Here is an 18,923-nt window from a genome sequence, read left to right on the forward strand (position 1 = left end):
CTGTCAGCGAAGCTGACTGAGGGGTAGTCATCAGAAAGCTAGTCGACCTTTTGGTCTCTCCCCCAGTCAGCTTCGCTGACAGCCCCCTCGTCAGAGGGGGCCTACTACCGCTGTTTGCTTTGCGGCAGAGGGACAATCCGCTTAGAAAATGGCGAGACAGATCACTATCTCTAGGCATACAAAAGCGGCTTCCCGGGAAGAACCCAGGAAGCCGCAGAGGGGAAGGAGGAGAAGGAAGAACTAGTCGAGCAGGATCCACACCGTGGTGTCCTGCGGCAGAGCGCCGTCAGCGGTCAGATCGCCGGAGGCGAGTACGACCTCACCGGCAGGCAGCGTCAGCGCCGCCGCACCGAAATTGGTGTAGCTGGCGAAACGGCGTCCGTCCGTGCTGGGGCGGGAGTACGCGATCACATCGTGTCCGGCATCGATGGCCGCGCAGTCCGCGGTATCGGCGGTTGCGGTAAGCAGCGAAGCGCGCAGAGTCAATGTGGCCCGATACAGGTTCAGCATCGACGCGTCATCCGCAGCTTCGGCGTCGGCGGCATAATCCTTGTACCACAGTGGCTGCGGCAGATGCGGGTCAGCACTGGCCGAACCGTCGGCCTTCTTCGCCGGGGAGAATCCGAACGATGCTCCGGTGCCGAATCCCGCGTTCCATTCAGCGGGTGCAGGCACGTCGGCGGCGACCCACGGCAGAGGCACGCGGCAACCGTCGCGACCCTTTTCGATGAACCGTTCGCGGGTGAAGAACGGGGTCGGATCCTCGAGACGATCCCACGGGATGTCCGCCACTTCAGGCAAGCCGAGCTCCTCGCCCTGGTAGATGTACACCGAACCGGGCAGGCCGAGTTCCATCAGAATCGCCGCGCGCGCACGCTTGGTGCCGAGCTCGCGATCTTCGAAGTAGCTGGTGCCGTCGCGCAGCAGCCAGTCCTTGGCGAGCTGGTGATGCGACGAGGCGGGCACTTGCGGCAGGCCGTAACGCGAAACGTGACGCGGCACGTCATGGTTGCTCATCACCCACGTCGTCGTCGAATCGTGCGTCTCCTCGGCGGAGCGTAGACCGGCGAGGATTGCCGCACGCATCGCGTCCACATCCCAGTTCGCTTCGGCGAACTCGAAGTTGAACACCTGGCCGAGCTCATCGGTGCTCGCATACAGATGCTGGTGCTCCGGCACGACCCATGCCTCGCCGACGGCGAATCGCGGCGGGTTGTACTCGTTGAACACCTCACGCCATTCGCGGTAGATGTCGTGCACTTCTCGGCGGTCCCAAAGCGGGCTTGTGAAATCGTGGCAGAGGCCATGCTGCACGGCCAGCGGGTCCATCTGGTCAAGCGGCGTGGATTCCAGGTCCTTGGCCAGGCCATGCGCCACATCGATGCGGAAGCCGTCGGTGCCGTGGTCGGACCAGAAGCGCAGGGTCTTCTTGAACTCTTCGTGGATGTCTGGATTGTTCCAATTGACGTCCGGCTGCTGCTTGGCGAAGATATGCAGGTACCACTGACCGTCGGGCACCTGTTCCCACGCCGGGCCGCCGAACAGGGAAATCCAATCGTTCGGCGGCAGCTCGCCATGCTCGCCGCGGCCGTCTCGGAAGATGTAGCGGTCGCGTTCGGGCGAACCGGGACCTGCTGCCAACGCCTCCTGGAAGAAGACATGCTTGTCGGCGGTATGGTTCGGCACGATATCGACGATGACTTTGATGCCGGCCTCGTGCGCGGCTGCGACCATGGCGTCGAAGTCGTCCATGGTTCCCAGACGCGGATCGACATTGCGATAGTCGATGACGTCGTAGCCGCCGTCCGCCAGGTCGGAGGGGTAGAACGGGCTCAGCCAGATGGCGTCGACGCCGAGCGCCTTGAGATAGGGGATTTTCTCGGTGACGCCTGCGATGTCGCCAAGTCCGTCACCGTTGGCGTCTTTGAAGCTACGCGGATAAACCTGATAGACGACAGCTTGCTTCCACCAGTCATCGCGCTTGTTATTCGCGGTCATGGGTTCCCTCCTTATGGCGTATATCGCCATTTAGTATATAGTGTACATTCGTACATAGTTACGGCAATCGCGTCGGCCTCGCGCACCATTATTGTGCTGCGTGAAGCCGACGCGACGCATGGCGACGAGCGCAGTGCTCGTACGCTACCGGCTACTGGCTACTGCGCGTCGAATGCCTTGGATTCCGGCAGCATGCCGAGGACCTTTTCATTGTTGGCCCAGTCCTTCTTCCAGCCGTTCGTGAACGCGCTTTCAAATTCGGACCACTGGCCACCGCCCTGCACGTAGTTGAGCAGCGCGCTGGTCAGATCATCTTGCCACTGCGAGCTAGGCAGCGGGAAACTGGTGACGGACTTCTTGCCTTCATCCGCGTAGGAGCGGGCGAGCTTGGTGAGCGGGTTCTCCGGCTGATCGTCATCGCCGAACGTGGTGAACGGGACCGAGAAGCCCATCTCCTTGGAGAGCGCATTCTTGCCCTCATCCGAAGAGACCATCCACTTGATGAAGTCGAGCGTGGCCTGCTTGTCCTTGTCGGACGCGTTCTTGTTCACCGCCCACGAAGCGTCGTACGCGCCGGCAGGGCCGTACTCGTCTTCTCCGTCGATGCCCATCCAGTAAGGCAGCATGCCGAGGTCCTCGTCAGCCACGTTGTTGTCCTTGATCTGGGTGTACGCCCACACGCCGTTCGGGTAGAACGCGACATCGCCGAGTGCGAACTCAGAGGTGATGTCGTCGTAAGTCTTCGAGCTGAGCATGGAGCTCTCGGTCGGGCTGTTCTTTACCTCGAGATCAAACAGATCCTTGTAGTTCTTCAGATAGGTGCCCTTGAGATCGGTGGTGAACGTGGTGTTGTCGTCACGGAACTCGTAGAACAATGGCAGTCGGGTCATGTGAGCCACGAAGCGGTAAGCGGAGGAGGAGTCCAGGCCCGGCGTCGCCATCGCAGCCTGGATGCCGAGGTCGTCCTTGTGCTTGTTCATGTCCTCGACGACCTTCTTCAAGGTGTCGTAGTCCTTGATGTCGGCGTCGGACTTGATGACTGCGTAGTCCTTCTTGGCGTATTCGTTGACGATCTTCTTGTTGTAGATGATGCCATACCACTCGGCCGCATACGGCAGGGTGTAGGCGTCGTCGCCGACCTTATGCGAGTTGGTCTTGCCTTCGTCGTTGAGCAGCTTGTACACGTCAGTGTCCTGCAACGGTTCGAGATACTTCTGGTACTTGGCGAACTCGTCGTAGCCAGCAATGGTGAACATGGTCGGAGCTTCGGACTTGGCCAGTTCGGAGGTCAGGGTGGACTCGTAGCTGCCGGAGGACGCGGTCTGGATGTCGACCTGCACGCCGGTCTGATCGGTGTAGTCCTGCGCAAGCTGCTGCAGCTGATCGACCACCTCAGGCTTGCCGTTCAAGAAATAGACATGACCCTTATTCGGGTCGGCCGCAGTGCTTCCGCAGGCGGCGAGGCTGAACATGGTGACGGCCGCAACGCCTGCGGCGAGGATTCTCTTCATGTTCATGGTGCTCATCGGCGTTATGCTCCTTCCGCATATACCGAACATCTATGTCCGGCGATCTGTTCTTCTCAAAGGGGCCGCGGAACTATGTTCCAGCGACTCGTTACCGTAAGCGTTGATGACAACGATATCACGCGATGCAATCATGTACATAATCGGCGTGTTGCCGGGGATTACTTGATATTTCAAGCGTTTTCTCATACCCTCTGATTGCAGCTCTGGTGAATACGTTGCCAAGGTACTGTGTATGAATCAGCGAACAGGCAATTCTCCGTGGGCCACGCCCGCTACAATGACGTGTATCCATCCGCCCACCCCTCAAGGAGATGAATCATGGGCTTTATGTCTCCGGATTCCGCATTCATGCGCGGACTGAGCAATACCGTAGATGCCATCTGGATCAACCTGCTCATGATCATCACCAGCATTCCGCTGATCACCATCGGTGCGGCGCTCACGGCCGGACACGATGCCGCGCGGCGAGTGGCAATCGCGGAAGGTCACGTCACAGCGAACTATTTCAAGGCGTTCCGCGCGAATTTCCTTAAGGCCACGGGGCTATGGATTATTTTCGGCGCCACGGGAGCCGGCCTCGTGTATTCATGGGTGGTGTTGCAGATCACGCCGCTGCTCATCCCCAAAATCGGTCTGACATTGGTGTGGATCATCGGGTTCGAATGGGTGTGGGCGTTGCAGGCGCGCTTCGAGAACTCCTTCGGCGGAGTACTAGCGAACGCGTTCATCTTCGGCGTCTCACGCATCGGCGCAACATTGGTATTGGTTACGATTGACGCAATCTTCCTCGGCCTGCTCGTCGCCTCATGGGTCTACATGCCGCAGGGCCTGTTCCTGCTGATAGTCTTGGGCTACGGATCGGTGCTCATGCTGCATGTGCCGATCCTCGAGCGCGTATTCGCCGCATACGTCGCCCCGTCTGACGCGTCAGACGCGTCCGCCCCGTCGGCCGCGTCCGGCACGTCCCCGCAAAGGCAATAGCACATGGGCAAAGTCACACTGCAGGACGTCGCCAAGGCGGCTGGAGTCTCCACCGCCACCGCATCATGGGCGATCAACGACAACAAGAACGTACGCATTCCCGAAAACACGCGCCGCAAAGTCCGCAACGTCGCCGAACGTCTCGGATACCATTCCAACGCGTTTGCCCGAAGTCTCGCGCGCGGCAAGTCCGATCTAATCGGTTTCATCAGCGATGGTGTCGCCACATCTCCATTCGCCGGACGAGTCATTCAAGGCGCACAGGACGAAGCATGGCGCAACGGCAAAATCCTACTGGTAGTCGATACCGACGGCAACGCGACCATTGAGCGAAAAGCCTTTTCGTTCATGCTTGAGCATCAGGTTGAGGGGATCATCTATTCGAGCTGGGTGCATCGCGCCATTACGCCACCTGACGAGCTGGAACGCACTACGTCCGTATTGGTGAACTGCTTTGACGAATCGGGTCGATTCCCCGCCGTGGTACCTAATGAAGTGCAAGGCGGACAGTCAGCAACTGAATTGTTGCTGCAGGCGGGGCATCGTCGTGTTGCGTTTGTGAACGAACCAACCGCATCACCTGCATCGGTCGGCCGCCTCGAAGGGTATCGTCAGGCACTTGCCGCACACGGATTGGCATACGACCCTGCAATGGTTGTCGACGCAACAGCCGACCAGGAAGGCGGTTACGGAGCGGCCGACGCAGTGCTGAAGACCGGCGCCACGGCAGTGTTCTGTCATAACGACCGCACTGCCATGGGTTTGTACGACGCGCTTCGCGAGCGAGGCTTGCGCGTGCCCGACGATTTGTCGATTGTCGGATTCGATAACCAAGAGGTCATTTCCGCACACCTGCATCCCGCACTCACGACGGTCGGACTGCCGCAATATGACCTTGGCGTATTAGGCGTACGCTCGTTGCTGACGCTGGATAAGGCGCCCGACGTTGATTACGACGGCGACGAGACCGATCGCGTCGAAGATAGCAAACCCCACCGCTTTGAGCCATTGCTGGTGAACTGCCCTTCAGTGATGCGCGATTCTATCCGCACCTATCGCGGGTAGTCAGCAGCGCGAGACACGCGCCATTCCTAGAGGTTTGCGTCATGGCTTGACAGGTATGGTTTGAATGTTTATCATATTGCTTAATCGCTTAAATGCTTAAGCGCTTAAATTAAATCAGGACAACACAATAAAGCATGTTTCTGATGCGCGGAGTTGCGCGTTGGGAACAGTCAGGATACCGTTCGCCACCAGACTGCACACAAGTCCGGCAATCCGGCCACAGCGCAATCGGTGAGCGGTCGTCAGCCGACTATAGGAGTGATGATCATGCCAAAGCTGTACTACCAATTCCCCGGCACGTGGTTCGGTGATTGCATGCCATTCGGCAAAGGCAATGAGTTCTTTCTGTATCACCAGCGTGACAATCGCAATCCGGAACCATTTGGTGAGCCGTTCGGCTGGGATCTGGCCACAACCTCTGATTTCGTGCATTACAAGGATTGCGGTGTAGCCGTGCCGCGAGGCGGGGACGACGAGCAGGATCAGTTCATATTCGCGGGATCGGTGTTCGAAGGGGAAGGGCAATACCATATCTTCTACACCGGATACAACCGCGATTATCCCCAGCAGGGCAAGCCGGCGCAGGTGCTGATGCACGCAGTCAGCGACGATCTGTACCACTGGACGAAAACACAGGACGCCATCACCTTCACACCACAAGAAGGCTACGACCCAGACGATTGGCGCGACCCGTGGGTTATTCGCGACGACGAACATGACCAGTATCTGCTGATTCTCGGCGCCCGTAAAATCGGCCCGAAAACGCAGCAGACCGGTCGCACGGTGAAGTTCACGTCCAAAGACCTCAAGAACTGGACGTTCGAAGGCGACTTCTGGGCTCCGAACCTGTACACGATGCACGAGATGCCCGATCTGTTCAAGATGGGCGAATGGTGGTATCACATCGTCACAGAATACAGCGATCGACACAAGATGGTGTATCGCATGGCCAAGAGTCTCGACGGCCCATGGATCGCCCCCGATGACGACGCGTTTGACGGCAGCGCCTATTATGCCGGACGAACCTTCGAACTGGGAGGACGGCGAATCCTCTTCGGCTGGGTTGCCACCAAGGAAGACTGCGATGACGCAAAGAACTTCGAATGGGCTGGCACCTTCGTCCCTCATGAGGTCTACCAGCGCGCCGACGGCACACTCGGCGTGCGCATTCCCGACACGGTCTGGGACGCGTTCAACGAACGCGAGCAAATCGTGACGAATGCGGTAATCGACGGTACTGACGCTCGCCGTAACGCCGTGCTGGCCGAGGGTTGCGGAGACCTGTATTCGTTTGAAGCGGACGTCTCGTTCAGCGAGGGAACGCGATCCTTCGGCCTCCGCGTCTACCGCGATGAGGCAAGTGAGCGTGGCTATCAGTTCATCTTCCCGATCGGTGAGCATCGTTACGTATTCGAAGGAAGCCCGAACTTCCCGTGGTTCAATTGCATGAATATCGGACTGGAGCGGCCGATCGAGCTGGCTGCCGGGCGTGAATATCATATTCAGCTCATCGTGGACGACACCATCGCCACGCTGTACGTCAACGGCGTCGCGCTCAACGCGCGCATGTACCAGCATCCCGGTGACGCATTAAGCATGTTCGTCACCGACGGCACACTCACCGTCACGAATGCGACCATTGCCCGCGGTCTCAAGGAGGTGTGAAGCACAGTCACCACCGTATGTCCGCGAACCGATACGTTCGCTTGTGATTCATCCGTATACCATGTGAACGCCGCCGGGTGAGACCGGCGGCGGGCCTCCAACCTACGCGCGGTCAGCGGGCACGACTTGTGCAATGATGATGTCCGCTCCCCCGCCCTGTATTGCAACAACAACGAAGTTATGGCATTCCATAGGAGGGAAACCATGAAGAAGATTATCAAAGCAACGGCCGCAATGGCAGCGGCCGGTCTGTCTCTGGGATTGATCGCCGGGTGCGGTTCCGGCAACTCCAATGCAGATAAGGGTCACGTCTACTTCCTGAGCATGAAAGTAGAGCAGGCTGATCAGATTCGTGAGCTTGCGGATAATTTCACCGCAGAGACCGGCATCGAAGTAGATGTCGCCACGGCATCGTCTGACACATACGAACAGACGCTGAAGAGCGAGCTCGCCAAATCCGAAGCGCCAACCGTATTCGACGTGGATAACAACGACTTCCTCAATTGGACCGATTACTACGCAGACATGTCCGATACGAACATGTACAAGGACCTCACCAAGCAGGACTACGCCATGAAGAACGGCGATGAAATTGGCGCTGTGCCGTACGTGATGGAGCGGTATGGCATCATCTACAACAAGGCCTTGCTGCAGAAGTATTTCGATGCCAGCTGGTCAAGTGTGAAGGACGTTGAGACGATCAACAACTTCGATACGTTGAAGACCGTGGCTGACGAGATCCAGGCGCATAAAGATGACCTCGGTATCAAGGGCGCGTTTACGTCAGCGGGCTTCGATACGAGTTCGATCAAGCGGTTCGGCGATCAGCTCGCGCACGTGCCGGTGTATTACGAGTATCGCGATCAGGGCGTGACGCAGCTTCCGGCCACAATCTCCGACACGTACATTCCGAACTTCAAGAAGATCTTCGACCTGTATATCACTGATTCGACCACGCCGGCCAGCCAGCTTTCGAGCGCAACCATGGATGACGCCAATTCGGAATTCGCACTTGGCGAAGCCGTGTTCCTGCAGAACGGCACGTGGGGTTACTCGCAGATCAAGGATCAGAACGTGCCAGACGAGGACATGGGCGTGCTGCCGATCTATATCGGCACTGAAGGCGAGGAGAAGGCTGGTCTGACAGTCAGCTTCCTGTACTTTGCGATGAACAAGAACGCTTCCGAAAAGGACCAGCAGGCAACTCGTCAGTTCCTGGACTATATTCTGCAAAACGATGATGCGCGCAAACTGGTCACCGATGAGATGGGATTCGAGACACCGTTCAAGTCATATGCCGAAAACGGATACAAGACCACGAATCCGATTCATCGCGCCAATGATGCCTACGCAGCCAAGGGCAATTACGATATCGTGATTTATCCTCTGCCGAGCACGCAGTGGGTGATGAGCCTCGGCAATGCGATGCTTGAGTATGCGCAGGGCACCGGCGACTGGGATACGGTCGCGTCCGCCTTCGTGGATGGTTGGGCGTCGGAATACAAGACCACGCACTGATTCGAAGCGACCAGCGTTGAAGTGGTAATCGGGACTTAGCGTCCTGATTACCACTCGGGAATATGCCACTTAGCGATGCTGGTGTGCTCGTGAGCACGTTGCTTACGAGCACACCAGCATATTCCGTATGGGTATCAGGGCGCATTTCCAGATGGACAGGAGAATATGGGCAGCAGAGGGGGCCAAAATACCAACACTGTCTGCCTCACGGCAACGGTCCTGCAATTACGGACGAGCTACGCGCGCAGCAGCGGCTCGGCGATGGCCTGGATCACGGATTCGGGCATGTGGGAATCGTCGAACTCGTGGCCGGGATGGCTGCTCTTGGTGCTTTCCAGCGTATGCAGCGCATTGAGCGCACGAGCGCCGTCAGCCTTGATGAGCCGGTAGGCACGTTCCTTGGCCAGATAGTCGATCTGCGCGTTGTACAGCACAGTGAACGCATCCTCAATCGCCGGATCGTCGGCGTACCGCAGTCCGTTCGTCGCGTGAATCGACACGGCCTGCGTGACCGGCGCATCCGCAACCGTGACGGACAGGCTCAGCGTCTCGGCGTCGTACGACACATCCGGCACGACCTCAGCGCCACCAACCGTCACAATCAACTCGTCAGCGGCGACCGGCGCCACACCGGTGAACGTCACCGTCCACGTGCGCTGCTGCGGCACCGCCGCAACATTGCCGGCCACCGGGGCAATCTCGAACGCGTTCACCGCACCATCGGCCTCCCAGCGGAAGTCCATATGCGTCACCGCGAGCGCGGAATCCGACGGCTGCGCCTGGTTGGTGCCATCGTCCTCCTTGAGGTCGAACGCGCCGTTCGCGCCTGGGAACACCGCAATCTCCAGATAGCGCGGATTATCCACGGAGTTGAGGCTGCCGTTGAGCTCCTCGTCAAGCGGCTGCAACGGCACGATGCCGCCGGCCTTCGCGAAGACCGGAATGCCATCGAGCCCACGCCACGCCTCGAACTTGCGGCCTTCGGCAGAGCCCGCCTCGTACCGCCGTCCGGTGAAGAAGTCGAACCATGTACCCTGCGGCAGCCACACGTCAGTTTTCGCCAGCTGCGCGTCGCGGTCGGACGGCGTCACGATCGGCGCGACGATCAGCTCGGTGCCGAAGCGGAACTCATGCTCCACCCCGTACGCGGTGACATTGTCCGGCGACTGCCAGTACATCGGCTCGACCAGCGGACGGCCCTCGGCGGCGGCACGCCAGTTCATCGTGTACAGATACGGCAGCAGTTCGTGGCGCAGACGCAGCGCGTCATCCATCGAGCATTCCGTTTCGGGGTGGAAGTTCCACGGCTCCTTGCCGTTGAACGGCGAATCGGTCGAATGCAGACGGTTGATCGGACTGAACGCGCCAAGCTGATACCAGCGGGCCTCCAGCTCCTCGTCGCGGTAGCCGAACATGTGGCCGCCGATATCATGACTCCACCAGCCGTAGCCGATGTTCGACGCAGTAGCCGTGAAGTACGGCTGGAACTTGAGCGACTCCCACGTCACGACCGTATCCCCGGAGAATCCGACCGGGTAACGGTGCGAGCCCGGGCCGGCATATCGCGAGAACGTGAGCGGCCAGCGCCCGTCACGGGCGGAGTCGAGATAATGCATGTGGTTCAGCATCCACAGCGGGTCAAGACCCTTCTGGCGGGTCACGCCGCCCTGCTGCCAGTCCAGCCACCAGAAATCGGTGCCCAGGGCTTCGAGCCCATGGTGCAGGTCGAAGTACGCTTCCATGAATCGCGGACTGGTCAGATCGAACTCGACCGGCTCGCCGCCCGCCGGGTCGATGCCCATGTGTTCGGCGACTTCGGCATAGCCGTCTTCGAATGCGCGAACGCCGTCGCGCGGGTGGACGTTGAGCGTCGTGCGCAGTCCATGCTCGTGCAGGATGCGCTGGAATCGCTCGGGGTCGGGGAAGAATTCGCGGTTCCACGTGTATCCGGTCCATCCGGATCCATACTTCGGGTCGACATCGTCGACCAGATGCCAGTCCATGTCGATGACGGCCGTGGTGAACGGCAGGCCTTCCTGCTCGAAGCGATCGACAAGCTCCAGATACTCGGCTTCCGTGTAACGGTGGTAGCGGCTCCACCAGTTGCCGAGCGCGAAGCGCGGCAGCAGCGGCGTCGGGCCGGTGAGCCTGTAGAAGTCCTGTACGGCCTCGATATACCGATGACCATAACCGAAGACATACAGATCCTTGCCGGGGTGCTCGCGCGGCATGACCCACATGCCGAACGGGTTGGCCTCGCCCTTGACGGTGGCGGCTTCGGCGCCTTCGACGATCACGTTCGACGCGGAATCGTCGAGCACGGCCCAGCCGTCGCGGGAAATCACGCCGAGACCCAGTTCAATCTCGCCGTCGACCGCGTCCAGCGTACGCGCGGTGCCGCGCAGGTTGCCGTCCTGGGTTTCGCCGTAGTGCCACGTGTTCATCTGGGAATTCGCCACGCCTTTGACGACGATGCTCAGGCCTTCCTTGCTGAACGGCTGCATGTCATAGGTGAGGCGCAGCGCCGGCGTATCGATGATGAGCAGCCCGTCGCGCTCGGTCTTCGTGAACTTCGGCGGAGTGGCGGTACCGTTCGCGCCATCCGCACCGTTCGCGCCATCCGACAACCAATCGCGATTGACGACCATTTGGGTGGCGTGGTCTTCGAACTTGCCGTCATCCTGCCATTCGAGGCGAACGAGCGATTCGGTGATGATACCGATGCGCCAACGGTCGCCTTGGATAACCGAGGCCGGGTTCATGCCCGGACGGGTGGCCAGCTGTGGAAAGGTGGACATTGGTGTGCTCCTTTGCTTGTGTTGTTTTCCACGTTGTTGTTTGTTGTTGGCGTGTCCATGAACCATCGCCGCCGTGCGGGCCTCAGACATCGCGATGCGCTCTGTATGTGCTCCGTCATGGTTCTTTTCATGTGGATATTGCGGATATGCTGTCACCGATGGCGACACGCATCGGCGGCGTTACGCGGCGATGGCCGTGGTGTCGCGCAGCATCAGCTGCGGGGCCACGGTTTCGAACCGCAGTTCGGACAGGGGTCCTTCCATCGCGGCGAGCGCTTTGCGCGCGGCAATGGCGCCCAGGTCATTCGGGCGTTGCCGCAATGTGGTCAGGCCCATTTTGGCGCTGAAGGGGATATCGTCAAAGCCAATTACTGACAGGTCGCGCGGCACGCGCAGCCCATATTGCGGCAACCGGTACAGCACCGGAATCGCCATTTCGTCGGTCTGGAAGCAGACCGCAGTGGGCGTGGGCGACATGGTGGTCAGCTGGGCGAGCGCCGCGCCAGTCGTATCCTCATGGCCGGAACAGCGAATCTGCTCAAGCGTGACGTCAGGATGGGCTGCGGCGGCATCGATAAGGCCTTGCAGTCGGTTTTCCGCGCTGAAGCGCAGTTGGCTGCTGTCATCCGGCGCGCCGTACACGTAGGCGATGTTGCGATGGCCGAGCGAAATCAGGTGTTCGAAGGCCGTATGCATGCCCAGCTTGTCGTCAATACACACCGCGCCGTCAAGTCCGATGGTGGACGGTGTGTTGATGCCGATGAGCGGCACGTTCACGTCTTTCAGACGACTGACCTCATCCGGGTCGATGTCGAACGAGCAGACGATGACAGCATCCACATTGCGGCGCACCGGCAGTTCGGTGAAGAAGTCATGCCGCTCCCGCGCGTTCGACAGGCCGTATACGGAGATATCGTATCCGGCCGGGCCGAATACCGAATTGAGCCCGCGGAAGACATTGGCGTTGAACCAGACGGCAATGGTATCGGCATGCAGCAGTGCGATGCGGAACGATTGGCCGGATTTCAACGCGGCCGCCGACCGGGAGACCTGGAAGTCGAGTTTCCGCGCGGCGGCGAGGACTCGGTCACGGGTCTTCGGCAGCACAAGATCCGGCTTGGCGAAGGTTCGTGACACCGTTGACACGGATACGCCAGCCTCTTTCGCTACCGCTTGAATGCTCGCTTTTGTCATGGCAACCTCGCTCATCAACAGTGGATAACAATCCCTCAAAAGACAACGTTATCATACACGAGCGAGAAATATGCACGCCGATCTATCCCGCAACAGCGCGCGGCGGGCGGGCGCAACCGTGCACCCGCCCATCACTAGCGTGTCGCCCATCACTAGTGGTCCGTCTCACCAATAATTGAGCACTGCGTCTCCTGTCTCTCCCCCAGTCAGCTTCGCTGACAGCCCGTCCTGCAATTACGGACGCGCTACGCGCGGCAGCTTGCTGGCTCGCCTGTCGGCTCGCACGTTGCCTACAAACAGCTCCGCTGTTTGCTTCACGGCAACGGTCCTGCAATTTCGGATGCGCTGCGCGCGCGGTTTTCTGGCTCGCCTGTCGGCTCGCACGTTGCCTACAAACAGCTCCGCTGTTTGCTTCACGGCAACGTCCCGTCAGAGGGGGCCGATACTGGAGACCTGCCGCGCGCGACGTCAGCGTTCGCCGCGCATGACCGCAGCCAACGACAGTACGCGCGGATTGCTGAAGACCTCCTCGGTGTGCACGAGTCGGCCGTCGCCATCCACCAGCGGAATCCGCCAATTGGGGTACTGATCGGACGTGCCCGGCTGGTTCACCGTCGCGTGCTGGCCGGTGCCGTCCACAATCGCCGCCTGACGCAATACCGAAGGCGTGGCCGTCAGCATGCGATGCATCGCCTCGACGATCTCCTGTTCGTGCCCCGGCACATCGGCGGCGGCTGCAGCATCCAGCCACCCGCCGGAGACCAGCACGTCGAGCATCGCCTGACGTTCGGCCGCCGCCGACGCGGCGAACTGCTCGACCGGCTCGGCCAGCAGGTGCAGCCGCTCGCGCAGCTTGACATGCTCGAACTCCAGATATCCGGCCGTCGGAGGCAGATCGTGAGTCGTAACGGACGCCAGCGCCTGACGGCGATAGTCGCTTGGCGGCGCATACGGATCGCCCGCATTCGGAGAGTTGTCGATGCGCGCGAACCAGGCCACATCAGTACCCAGCACACCATGATCAGCCAGCACATGCCGCACATAATCCGGCACCGTGCCCAAATCCTCGCCAATCACCAAGCCATTCGCGCGCGTCGCCTCAATTGACAGCACCGCGATCATGGCGCGATAGTCATACATCACATACGCGCCGCCCTTCGCGCCCTTGCCCATAGGAATCCACCACAGGCGGAACAGGCCGAGCACATGGTCGATGCGCACCGCGCCGGCATGAGCGAACATGGAGTGCACCATCTCGCGGTACACGCGGTATCCGGTCGCCTCGAGATAGCGCGGATTGAACGGCGGCTGGCCCCAATCCTGCCCCTGCTGGTTGTAGAAGTCCGGCGGGCAGCCGACCGTGACGGAACCGAGTGCGAAGCGTTCCGGGCTCCACCACACGTCGGCGCCGAGCGCGTGCACGCCCACGGCCATGTCCTGCATGAGGCCGAGCGCCATGCCGTTGTCCTTCGCGGCCTGCTGCGCGGCAGCCACCTGTTCGTCGGCGATCCATTGCAGCCAGCGGTTGAACTCGAACAAATCGTGATGGTCGCGGATCAGTTCGGCGACTTCGGGCGACGTGCGGCCGGTGCGGCCGAACCACGAATCCGGCTCCCAGGGCGCACCCCACACCTCGAACGCGAGGCACCAGGCGGCGAACGCGTCAAGATCGGGTCCGGCCTGCTCCTTGAACCGCGTGAACGCGGCCTCGCGCTCGGAGGAGCGCGGATGGTCGAAGATCACGCGCAGCGCCGGGCGCTTCGCATTCCACGCGGCATTGATGTCCAATGGTTCGGGATCGTCGTTGCGCGCGGCGACCGATGCGTGCAGCGCGTCCACTCGGGCGCGCTCATCGGCGGTCAACTCGGCGTATTCGGGGATGTTCTGCGGCCGGATGTACGTGACGTTGAGGAATCGGCGCGACTCCGGCAGATACGGCGATGGCTCGAGCGGCGGCACCGGCGCACCCGCGTGAATCGGATTGATCAGCATGAAATCGGCGCCTGTCTTCGCGCCGGCATCGGCGAGCAGCGTGGTCAGGTCGCCGTAATCGCCCACGCCCCACGACTCGTGCGAGCGAATGGAATACAGCTGGGCCATCCAGCCCCAGCGCGGATGTTCGGCCACGGTGGCCGGCAGCGGAATGCGGGCTGGGGCGACCATCAGCGTGGCCTCGTCCGTGCGACCACCGGCCGTGACTCGCAACGTGTGATAGCCGATCGGCAAATCGTCTGGTAATGCGAGGAACCGGCTCGTGGCGACATTGAGATCGGGCAGGATATCGTTCTCGTCGCTGCGGCGAACAGTGCCGTCTTCCAGCGTGATCGTCGCCTCCGGCTCGTCGCCTGCCGCGCAATGCAAGGTGACGGTGGCCGGCTCGTCTGCGGTCGCGATAAGGGTCGAGGACGGCAATATGCGATTGTTGGCCGCGGCATCGGCTGCGGCAAGGGATGCGTCGATCGCCTCTGGGCTGGTGGCGTCGACGCCGAGTGCGCCGAGCACATCGACCAGCACATCGTCGGCGATCTCGACGTATGTGCCAAGCTGATCGATGTATGAGGTGGATACGCCGCTCGCTTTGGCAAGGCGAATCAGCGGGCGTGCGAGACGCTCAGGGGTTTCGTTGCGTTCTGCGCCATCGATGGACGTGGCGGTGATGGTGCTGCTGCTGGATGCCGTCATTGGTGCTTCTTCTCCTTGCTGCGTGCGTTGTGCGAACGGTGCCGCGTGCGGGTACCGACCGATGTGCGGTCGGATGGTTACTGCACACGTTTGCTTGACGTGCGACTCGTCGTTGGGTCGGGTCTGTTGAGGCTGTCAGGGACCGTCAGGACCGTTGCATGACGTTATCAACTATAACGTCGATTGACATCGTTTGCAAAGCAACGAAACATGTTGTCCCTCAAACAGTTGAAAGTACTCGATTGTGTGAGCCGACGGGCGTGTCGCGCCATTTATCTCCACCGTTTGCAATCCCCGGAAACCGCGAGAAATCGGGCATATTCTCGAACCGCCGCTTCTCAGCCGGCTTCGCCGCCAGTCCGGCCTCAGAGGGCCGGTACGACTGACGGTTGGCTCCCCTTGTCAGGGGAGCTGTCGGCGAAACCGGCTGAGGGGCAGTCATCAGAAGGTGAGTCGACTTGGCGCGGCCTCTCCCCCAGTCAGCTTCGCTGACAGCCCGTCCCGCAATCACAGACGCGCTGCGCGCGGCAGCCTGCCGGCTCACACGTCGCCTACAAACAGCTCCGCTGTCTGCTTCACGGCAACGGTCCCGCAATTTCGGACGCGCTCCGCGCGCAACCTGCTGGCTCGCCTGTCGGCTCACACGTTGCCTACAAACAGCTCCGCTGTCTGCTTCACGGCAACGTCCAGGAGACAATACAACTCAGACAAATGCAAAATGGACCGCCAGTATGCCACGTCAGCAATTCGTCGACGAGTTCACCACCCTTCAGTTCCCATTACTACGCGGTAAGGTCGGGCGGCGGGGATGCCAGACGCAACGATGCGGAAGCAAATAAAGTTTGGCGGAATTCCAGCACTGATTTCAAGAAATCACATCTCGATATACAGCTACAAAGCAAATAACAGCAGCCGAGCGAATGGACCAGACAAGGTGAACACCAGACAGCGGCCCCAGAGCTCAATAGCCGACCCGAGCATGTCAGCGGGACAGGAAAACCTGCCCTGGTAGCGGGAAACCACGTCGAATATGCCAGCGGGACGGGTTTTCTTGTCCCTGTAGCTCCGAACGGCCGTTTGGGGGCTACAGGGACGAAGCCAGCACAGGAATGCCATCAATTCCCCAGGACTCCCCACCGACAAACGGCGGAATACCGCGGTTTTCAACAACCCGCCCACATCGGACAAGGCAATCAAATTGTCCCTGAAGCACACAATGTGCGAAAAACCGCTGCCGGGACACGAATTCCTGTCCCCATAGACACGTCAATCGATTAATGTCTCCACAGAGACGCAAAACACTGTCCCGGAAGCTCAAAAGCCGGCTCGAGCGCGCCAGCAGGGCAGGAAAACCTGCCACGCAAGTGCAAAACCGCCACAAATGCACCAGCGGGGCAACGCGAATGCGGGAATATCGCTGAGCCAACGAAACCACACACTGAGAAACGGCGAAATTCCGCGGTTTCCCGCGAGATGCTTACAACGGCAGTGCGCCCGAAACGCCACTGACCTGCCACGCAAGTGCAAAACCGCCACAAATGCACCAGAGGGGCACGAACCACAACGAAACACCCATGGCGAAACGCACGGAAGCAAATACCAAGCAGATGACATTTCGGCGGCATTTCAACGATTCCGAGGAATCACCCACAAAGACACAGTTACGAAGCAAATAACAACAATCAAACGAACACTCGTCAGGCAGAGTTATTGAGACGATTCCCGCACATAGCCGAATCGCTCGCGCATCGTCCGAGACCCGTTTTTCGCGATGGCAGTGGGGCAATTGCTGACACCCTGGCTTCACTGAGAGTCTGTCAGCGAAGCCAGGTGGCCAGCCCATGGGCCAGCTCTCCTAACAAGGGGAGCCAAAATATGATCAATGAATTAATGACGCGGGATACTAGTGTATCCACGATGCGCGGACGCTTGAAAACGGCATAAAACCGGTTCGACTCACCGAATGTATATGTTTGCAGAATAATGCGCTATACTGCAAACAATGCAAATGATTCCAATATGAATGAGTTTGCATCAAACATGACGGAGCACTGACGCTGCCGTCGAGGAGAACACACAGGAAGTCGTAAGGAGCATCCGATGAAGTCTGCTCAGAAGGTCATTGCGACCGCTGCAGTTCTGGCCATGAGCGTCGCCGCACTGTCCGCATGCGGCAGCGACACCGCCGATGACAGCAAGGGGAAGGTCTACTTCCTCAACACCAAGCCCGAAATCGTCGACCAGCTGCAGGAGCTGGCCGATGCCTACACGGATGAGACCGGCGTCTCGGTCGACATCCAGACCGCCGCCTCCGGCACCAACAATCAGACCCTGACCTCCGAGCTGTCCAAGTCCGACGGCCCGACCATGTTCAATCTCGCCGGCTTCGACCAGTACGCCAAGTTCAAGGACTACCTCGAGCCGGTCCAGGATTCCGAGGCCTACCAGCTGCTGACCGACGAAGGCAAGAGTTACGCCTTCAAGGACGGCGACACCGCGTACACCATTCCGTACGCCGCCGAATGGTACGGCATCATCTACAACAAGAAGATCGTCAACGAGTACGCGAAGAAGAGCTATGCGGTCATCAAGTCCGCCGACGACATCACCAGCTGGGATGTGCTCAAGAAGGTCATGAACTCCATGCAGGAGCACAAGGATGACCTCGGCCTCGAAGGCGCCGTGTCGACCCCAGGCCTGGACGCCTCCGACAACTACCGCTTCTCCTCGCACATGGCCCGCATTCCGCTGTTCTACGAGCTCAAGGATCTCGGCGTGACCTTCTCGCTCGACATCACCGGCAAGTACATGGACAACTACAAGGACCTGTGGGACACCATGGTCAAGGACAGCCCGACCGAGCCGTCGCTGATCGGCTCCGGCACCTATGAGGATTCCACCGCCGAATTCTCCACCGGCGCCGTGGCGTTCTACCCGAACGGCGTGTGGGCCTACTCGCAGATCAAGGACAACGACGTGGCCGACGAGGACCTGGGCATGCTCCCGTACTACATGGGCAACCCGGGCGAAGAGGACTACGGTCCGGCCGCCGTCTACGACGCCAACTGGGCGATCAACAAGAACGCCTCGGAAGCGGACAAGAAAGCTTCGCTCGACTTCATCAAGTGGATGGTGAGCTCCGATACCGGCAAAAACGCCCTGGCCAAGGAGATGGGCTTCGCAGCGCCGTTCACCACCTTCGGCGATGACGACCAGCCGGCCAACCCGCTCGTCGCCGCGGCCAAGGAGTGGAGCGAATCCAAGGGCAAGAAGACCGTCTACACCGCCAACATCCCCGGCCAGCAGTGGATGGACAACATCGCCAACCCGCTCGTCGAATACACGCAGGGCACCGGCGATTGGGATGCCGTCGTGGAAGGCTTCGCCGGCACCTGGAAGACGCTGTGGGACGCCTACAAGGACTCCACCGGCATGCTGCCGCCCGCCGACCCGCTGTCCTAGTGGTTGGCTCACTGGGGGATGCAAGGACTGC

General features: G+C 60.1%; 10 protein-coding genes. 5 read left to right on the plus strand and 5 right to left on the minus strand.

All coding sequences use genetic code 11. From position 1 onward, the window contains the following. Nucleotides 1-240: 240 nt before the first annotated feature. A complete protein-coding gene (locus BW09_RS06890; protein ID WP_140464822.1) occupies nt 241-1,998 on the minus strand; it encodes a glycoside hydrolase family 13 protein in 1,758 nt (585 codons plus the stop codon). A gap of 158 nt (nt 1,999-2,156) precedes the next feature. Then, entirely contained in the window at nt 2,157-3,524 is a 1,368-nt protein-coding gene (locus BW09_RS06895; protein WP_140463474.1) for an ABC transporter substrate-binding protein, read from the minus strand. A gap of 321 nt (nt 3,525-3,845) precedes the next feature. Between BW09_RS06895 and BW09_RS06900 the strand changes: the two genes are divergently transcribed. From BW09_RS06900 to BW09_RS06915, 4 genes are all read left to right on the plus strand, one after another. Beyond that, a complete protein-coding gene (locus BW09_RS06900) occupies nt 3,846-4,508 on the plus strand; it encodes a YesL family protein (RefSeq protein WP_140463472.1) in 663 nt (220 codons plus the stop codon). A gap of 3 nt (nt 4,509-4,511) precedes the next feature. After that, entirely contained in the window at nt 4,512-5,573 is a 1,062-nt protein-coding gene (locus BW09_RS06905) for a LacI family DNA-binding transcriptional regulator (protein ID WP_140463470.1), read from the plus strand. A gap of 261 nt (nt 5,574-5,834) precedes the next feature. Next, nucleotides 5,835-7,238 carry a glycoside hydrolase family 32 protein gene (locus BW09_RS06910; protein ID WP_258185019.1) on the plus strand — a complete coding sequence of 468 codons (1,404 nt, stop codon included), beginning with the start codon at nt 5,835-5,837 and terminating at the stop codon, nt 7,236-7,238. Between the two features lie 204 nt (nt 7,239-7,442). After that, nucleotides 7,443-8,756 (plus strand): ABC transporter substrate-binding protein, encoded by a 1,314-nt coding sequence (locus BW09_RS06915; RefSeq protein WP_140463468.1) that lies wholly within the window; start codon nt 7,443-7,445, stop codon nt 8,754-8,756. A 236-nt stretch (nt 8,757-8,992) separates the two neighbouring features. On the opposite strand, the gene BW09_RS06920 is transcribed toward BW09_RS06915, so the two are convergent. The 3 genes from BW09_RS06920 to malQ form a co-directional block, all read right to left on the minus strand. Further along, nucleotides 8,993-11,554, minus strand: coding sequence for a glycoside hydrolase family 31 protein (locus BW09_RS06920; protein WP_140463466.1), 2,562 nt, complete (start codon nt 11,552-11,554; stop codon nt 8,993-8,995). 180 nt (nt 11,555-11,734) lie between these two features. Continuing rightward, nucleotides 11,735-12,748, minus strand: a complete 1,014-nt coding sequence (locus BW09_RS06925; protein ID WP_140463464.1) for a LacI family DNA-binding transcriptional regulator — start codon at nt 12,746-12,748, stop codon at nt 11,735-11,737. 468 nt (nt 12,749-13,216) lie between these two features. Next, nucleotides 13,217-15,430 carry a 4-alpha-glucanotransferase gene (gene malQ, locus BW09_RS06930; RefSeq protein WP_140463462.1) on the minus strand — a complete coding sequence of 738 codons (2,214 nt, stop codon included), beginning with the start codon at nt 15,428-15,430 and terminating at the stop codon, nt 13,217-13,219. Between the two features lie 2,100 nt (nt 15,431-17,530). On the opposite strand from malQ, the gene BW09_RS06935 reads away from it, so the two are divergent. After that, the gene (locus tag BW09_RS06935) at nt 17,531-18,892 is read left to right on the plus strand and encodes an ABC transporter substrate-binding protein (protein ID WP_140463460.1); all 1,362 of its coding nucleotides are present in this window, start codon (nt 17,531-17,533) and stop codon (nt 18,890-18,892) included. Nucleotides 18,893-18,923 lie beyond the last annotated feature (31 nt).

The organism is Bifidobacterium sp. UTCIF-1, assembly GCF_006408915.1.
Taxonomy (GTDB): domain Bacteria; phylum Actinomycetota; class Actinomycetes; order Actinomycetales; family Bifidobacteriaceae; genus Bifidobacterium; species Bifidobacterium reuteri.

What these genes read in the sequence shown, in the direction of transcription:
- BW09_RS06920 (WP_140463466.1), bottom strand. Translation starts at nt 11,554, where the DNA reads ATGTCCACCTTTCCACAGCTGGCCACCCGTCCGGGCATGAACCCGGCC.
- BW09_RS06935 (WP_140463460.1), top strand. Translation starts at nt 17,531, where the DNA reads ATGAAGTCTGCTCAGAAGGTCATTGCGACCGCTGCAGTTCTGGCCATG.
- BW09_RS06895 (WP_140463474.1), bottom strand. Translation starts at nt 3,524, where the DNA reads ATGAGCACCATGAACATGAAGAGAATCCTCGCCGCAGGCGTTGCGGCC.
- BW09_RS06890 (WP_140464822.1), bottom strand. Translation starts at nt 1,998, where the DNA reads ATGACCGCGAATAACAAGCGCGATGACTGGTGGAAGCAAGCTGTCGTC.
- BW09_RS06915 (WP_140463468.1), top strand. Translation starts at nt 7,443, where the DNA reads ATGAAGAAGATTATCAAAGCAACGGCCGCAATGGCAGCGGCCGGTCTG.
- BW09_RS06925 (WP_140463464.1), bottom strand. Translation starts at nt 12,748, where the DNA reads ATGACAAAAGCGAGCATTCAAGCGGTAGCGAAAGAGGCTGGCGTATCC.
- BW09_RS06900 (WP_140463472.1), top strand. Translation starts at nt 3,846, where the DNA reads ATGGGCTTTATGTCTCCGGATTCCGCATTCATGCGCGGACTGAGCAAT.
- BW09_RS06905 (WP_140463470.1), top strand. Translation starts at nt 4,512, where the DNA reads ATGGGCAAAGTCACACTGCAGGACGTCGCCAAGGCGGCTGGAGTCTCC.
- BW09_RS06910 (WP_258185019.1), top strand. Translation starts at nt 5,835, where the DNA reads ATGATCATGCCAAAGCTGTACTACCAATTCCCCGGCACGTGGTTCGGT.
- malQ (WP_140463462.1), bottom strand. Translation starts at nt 15,430, where the DNA reads ATGACGGCATCCAGCAGCAGCACCATCACCGCCACGTCCATCGATGGC.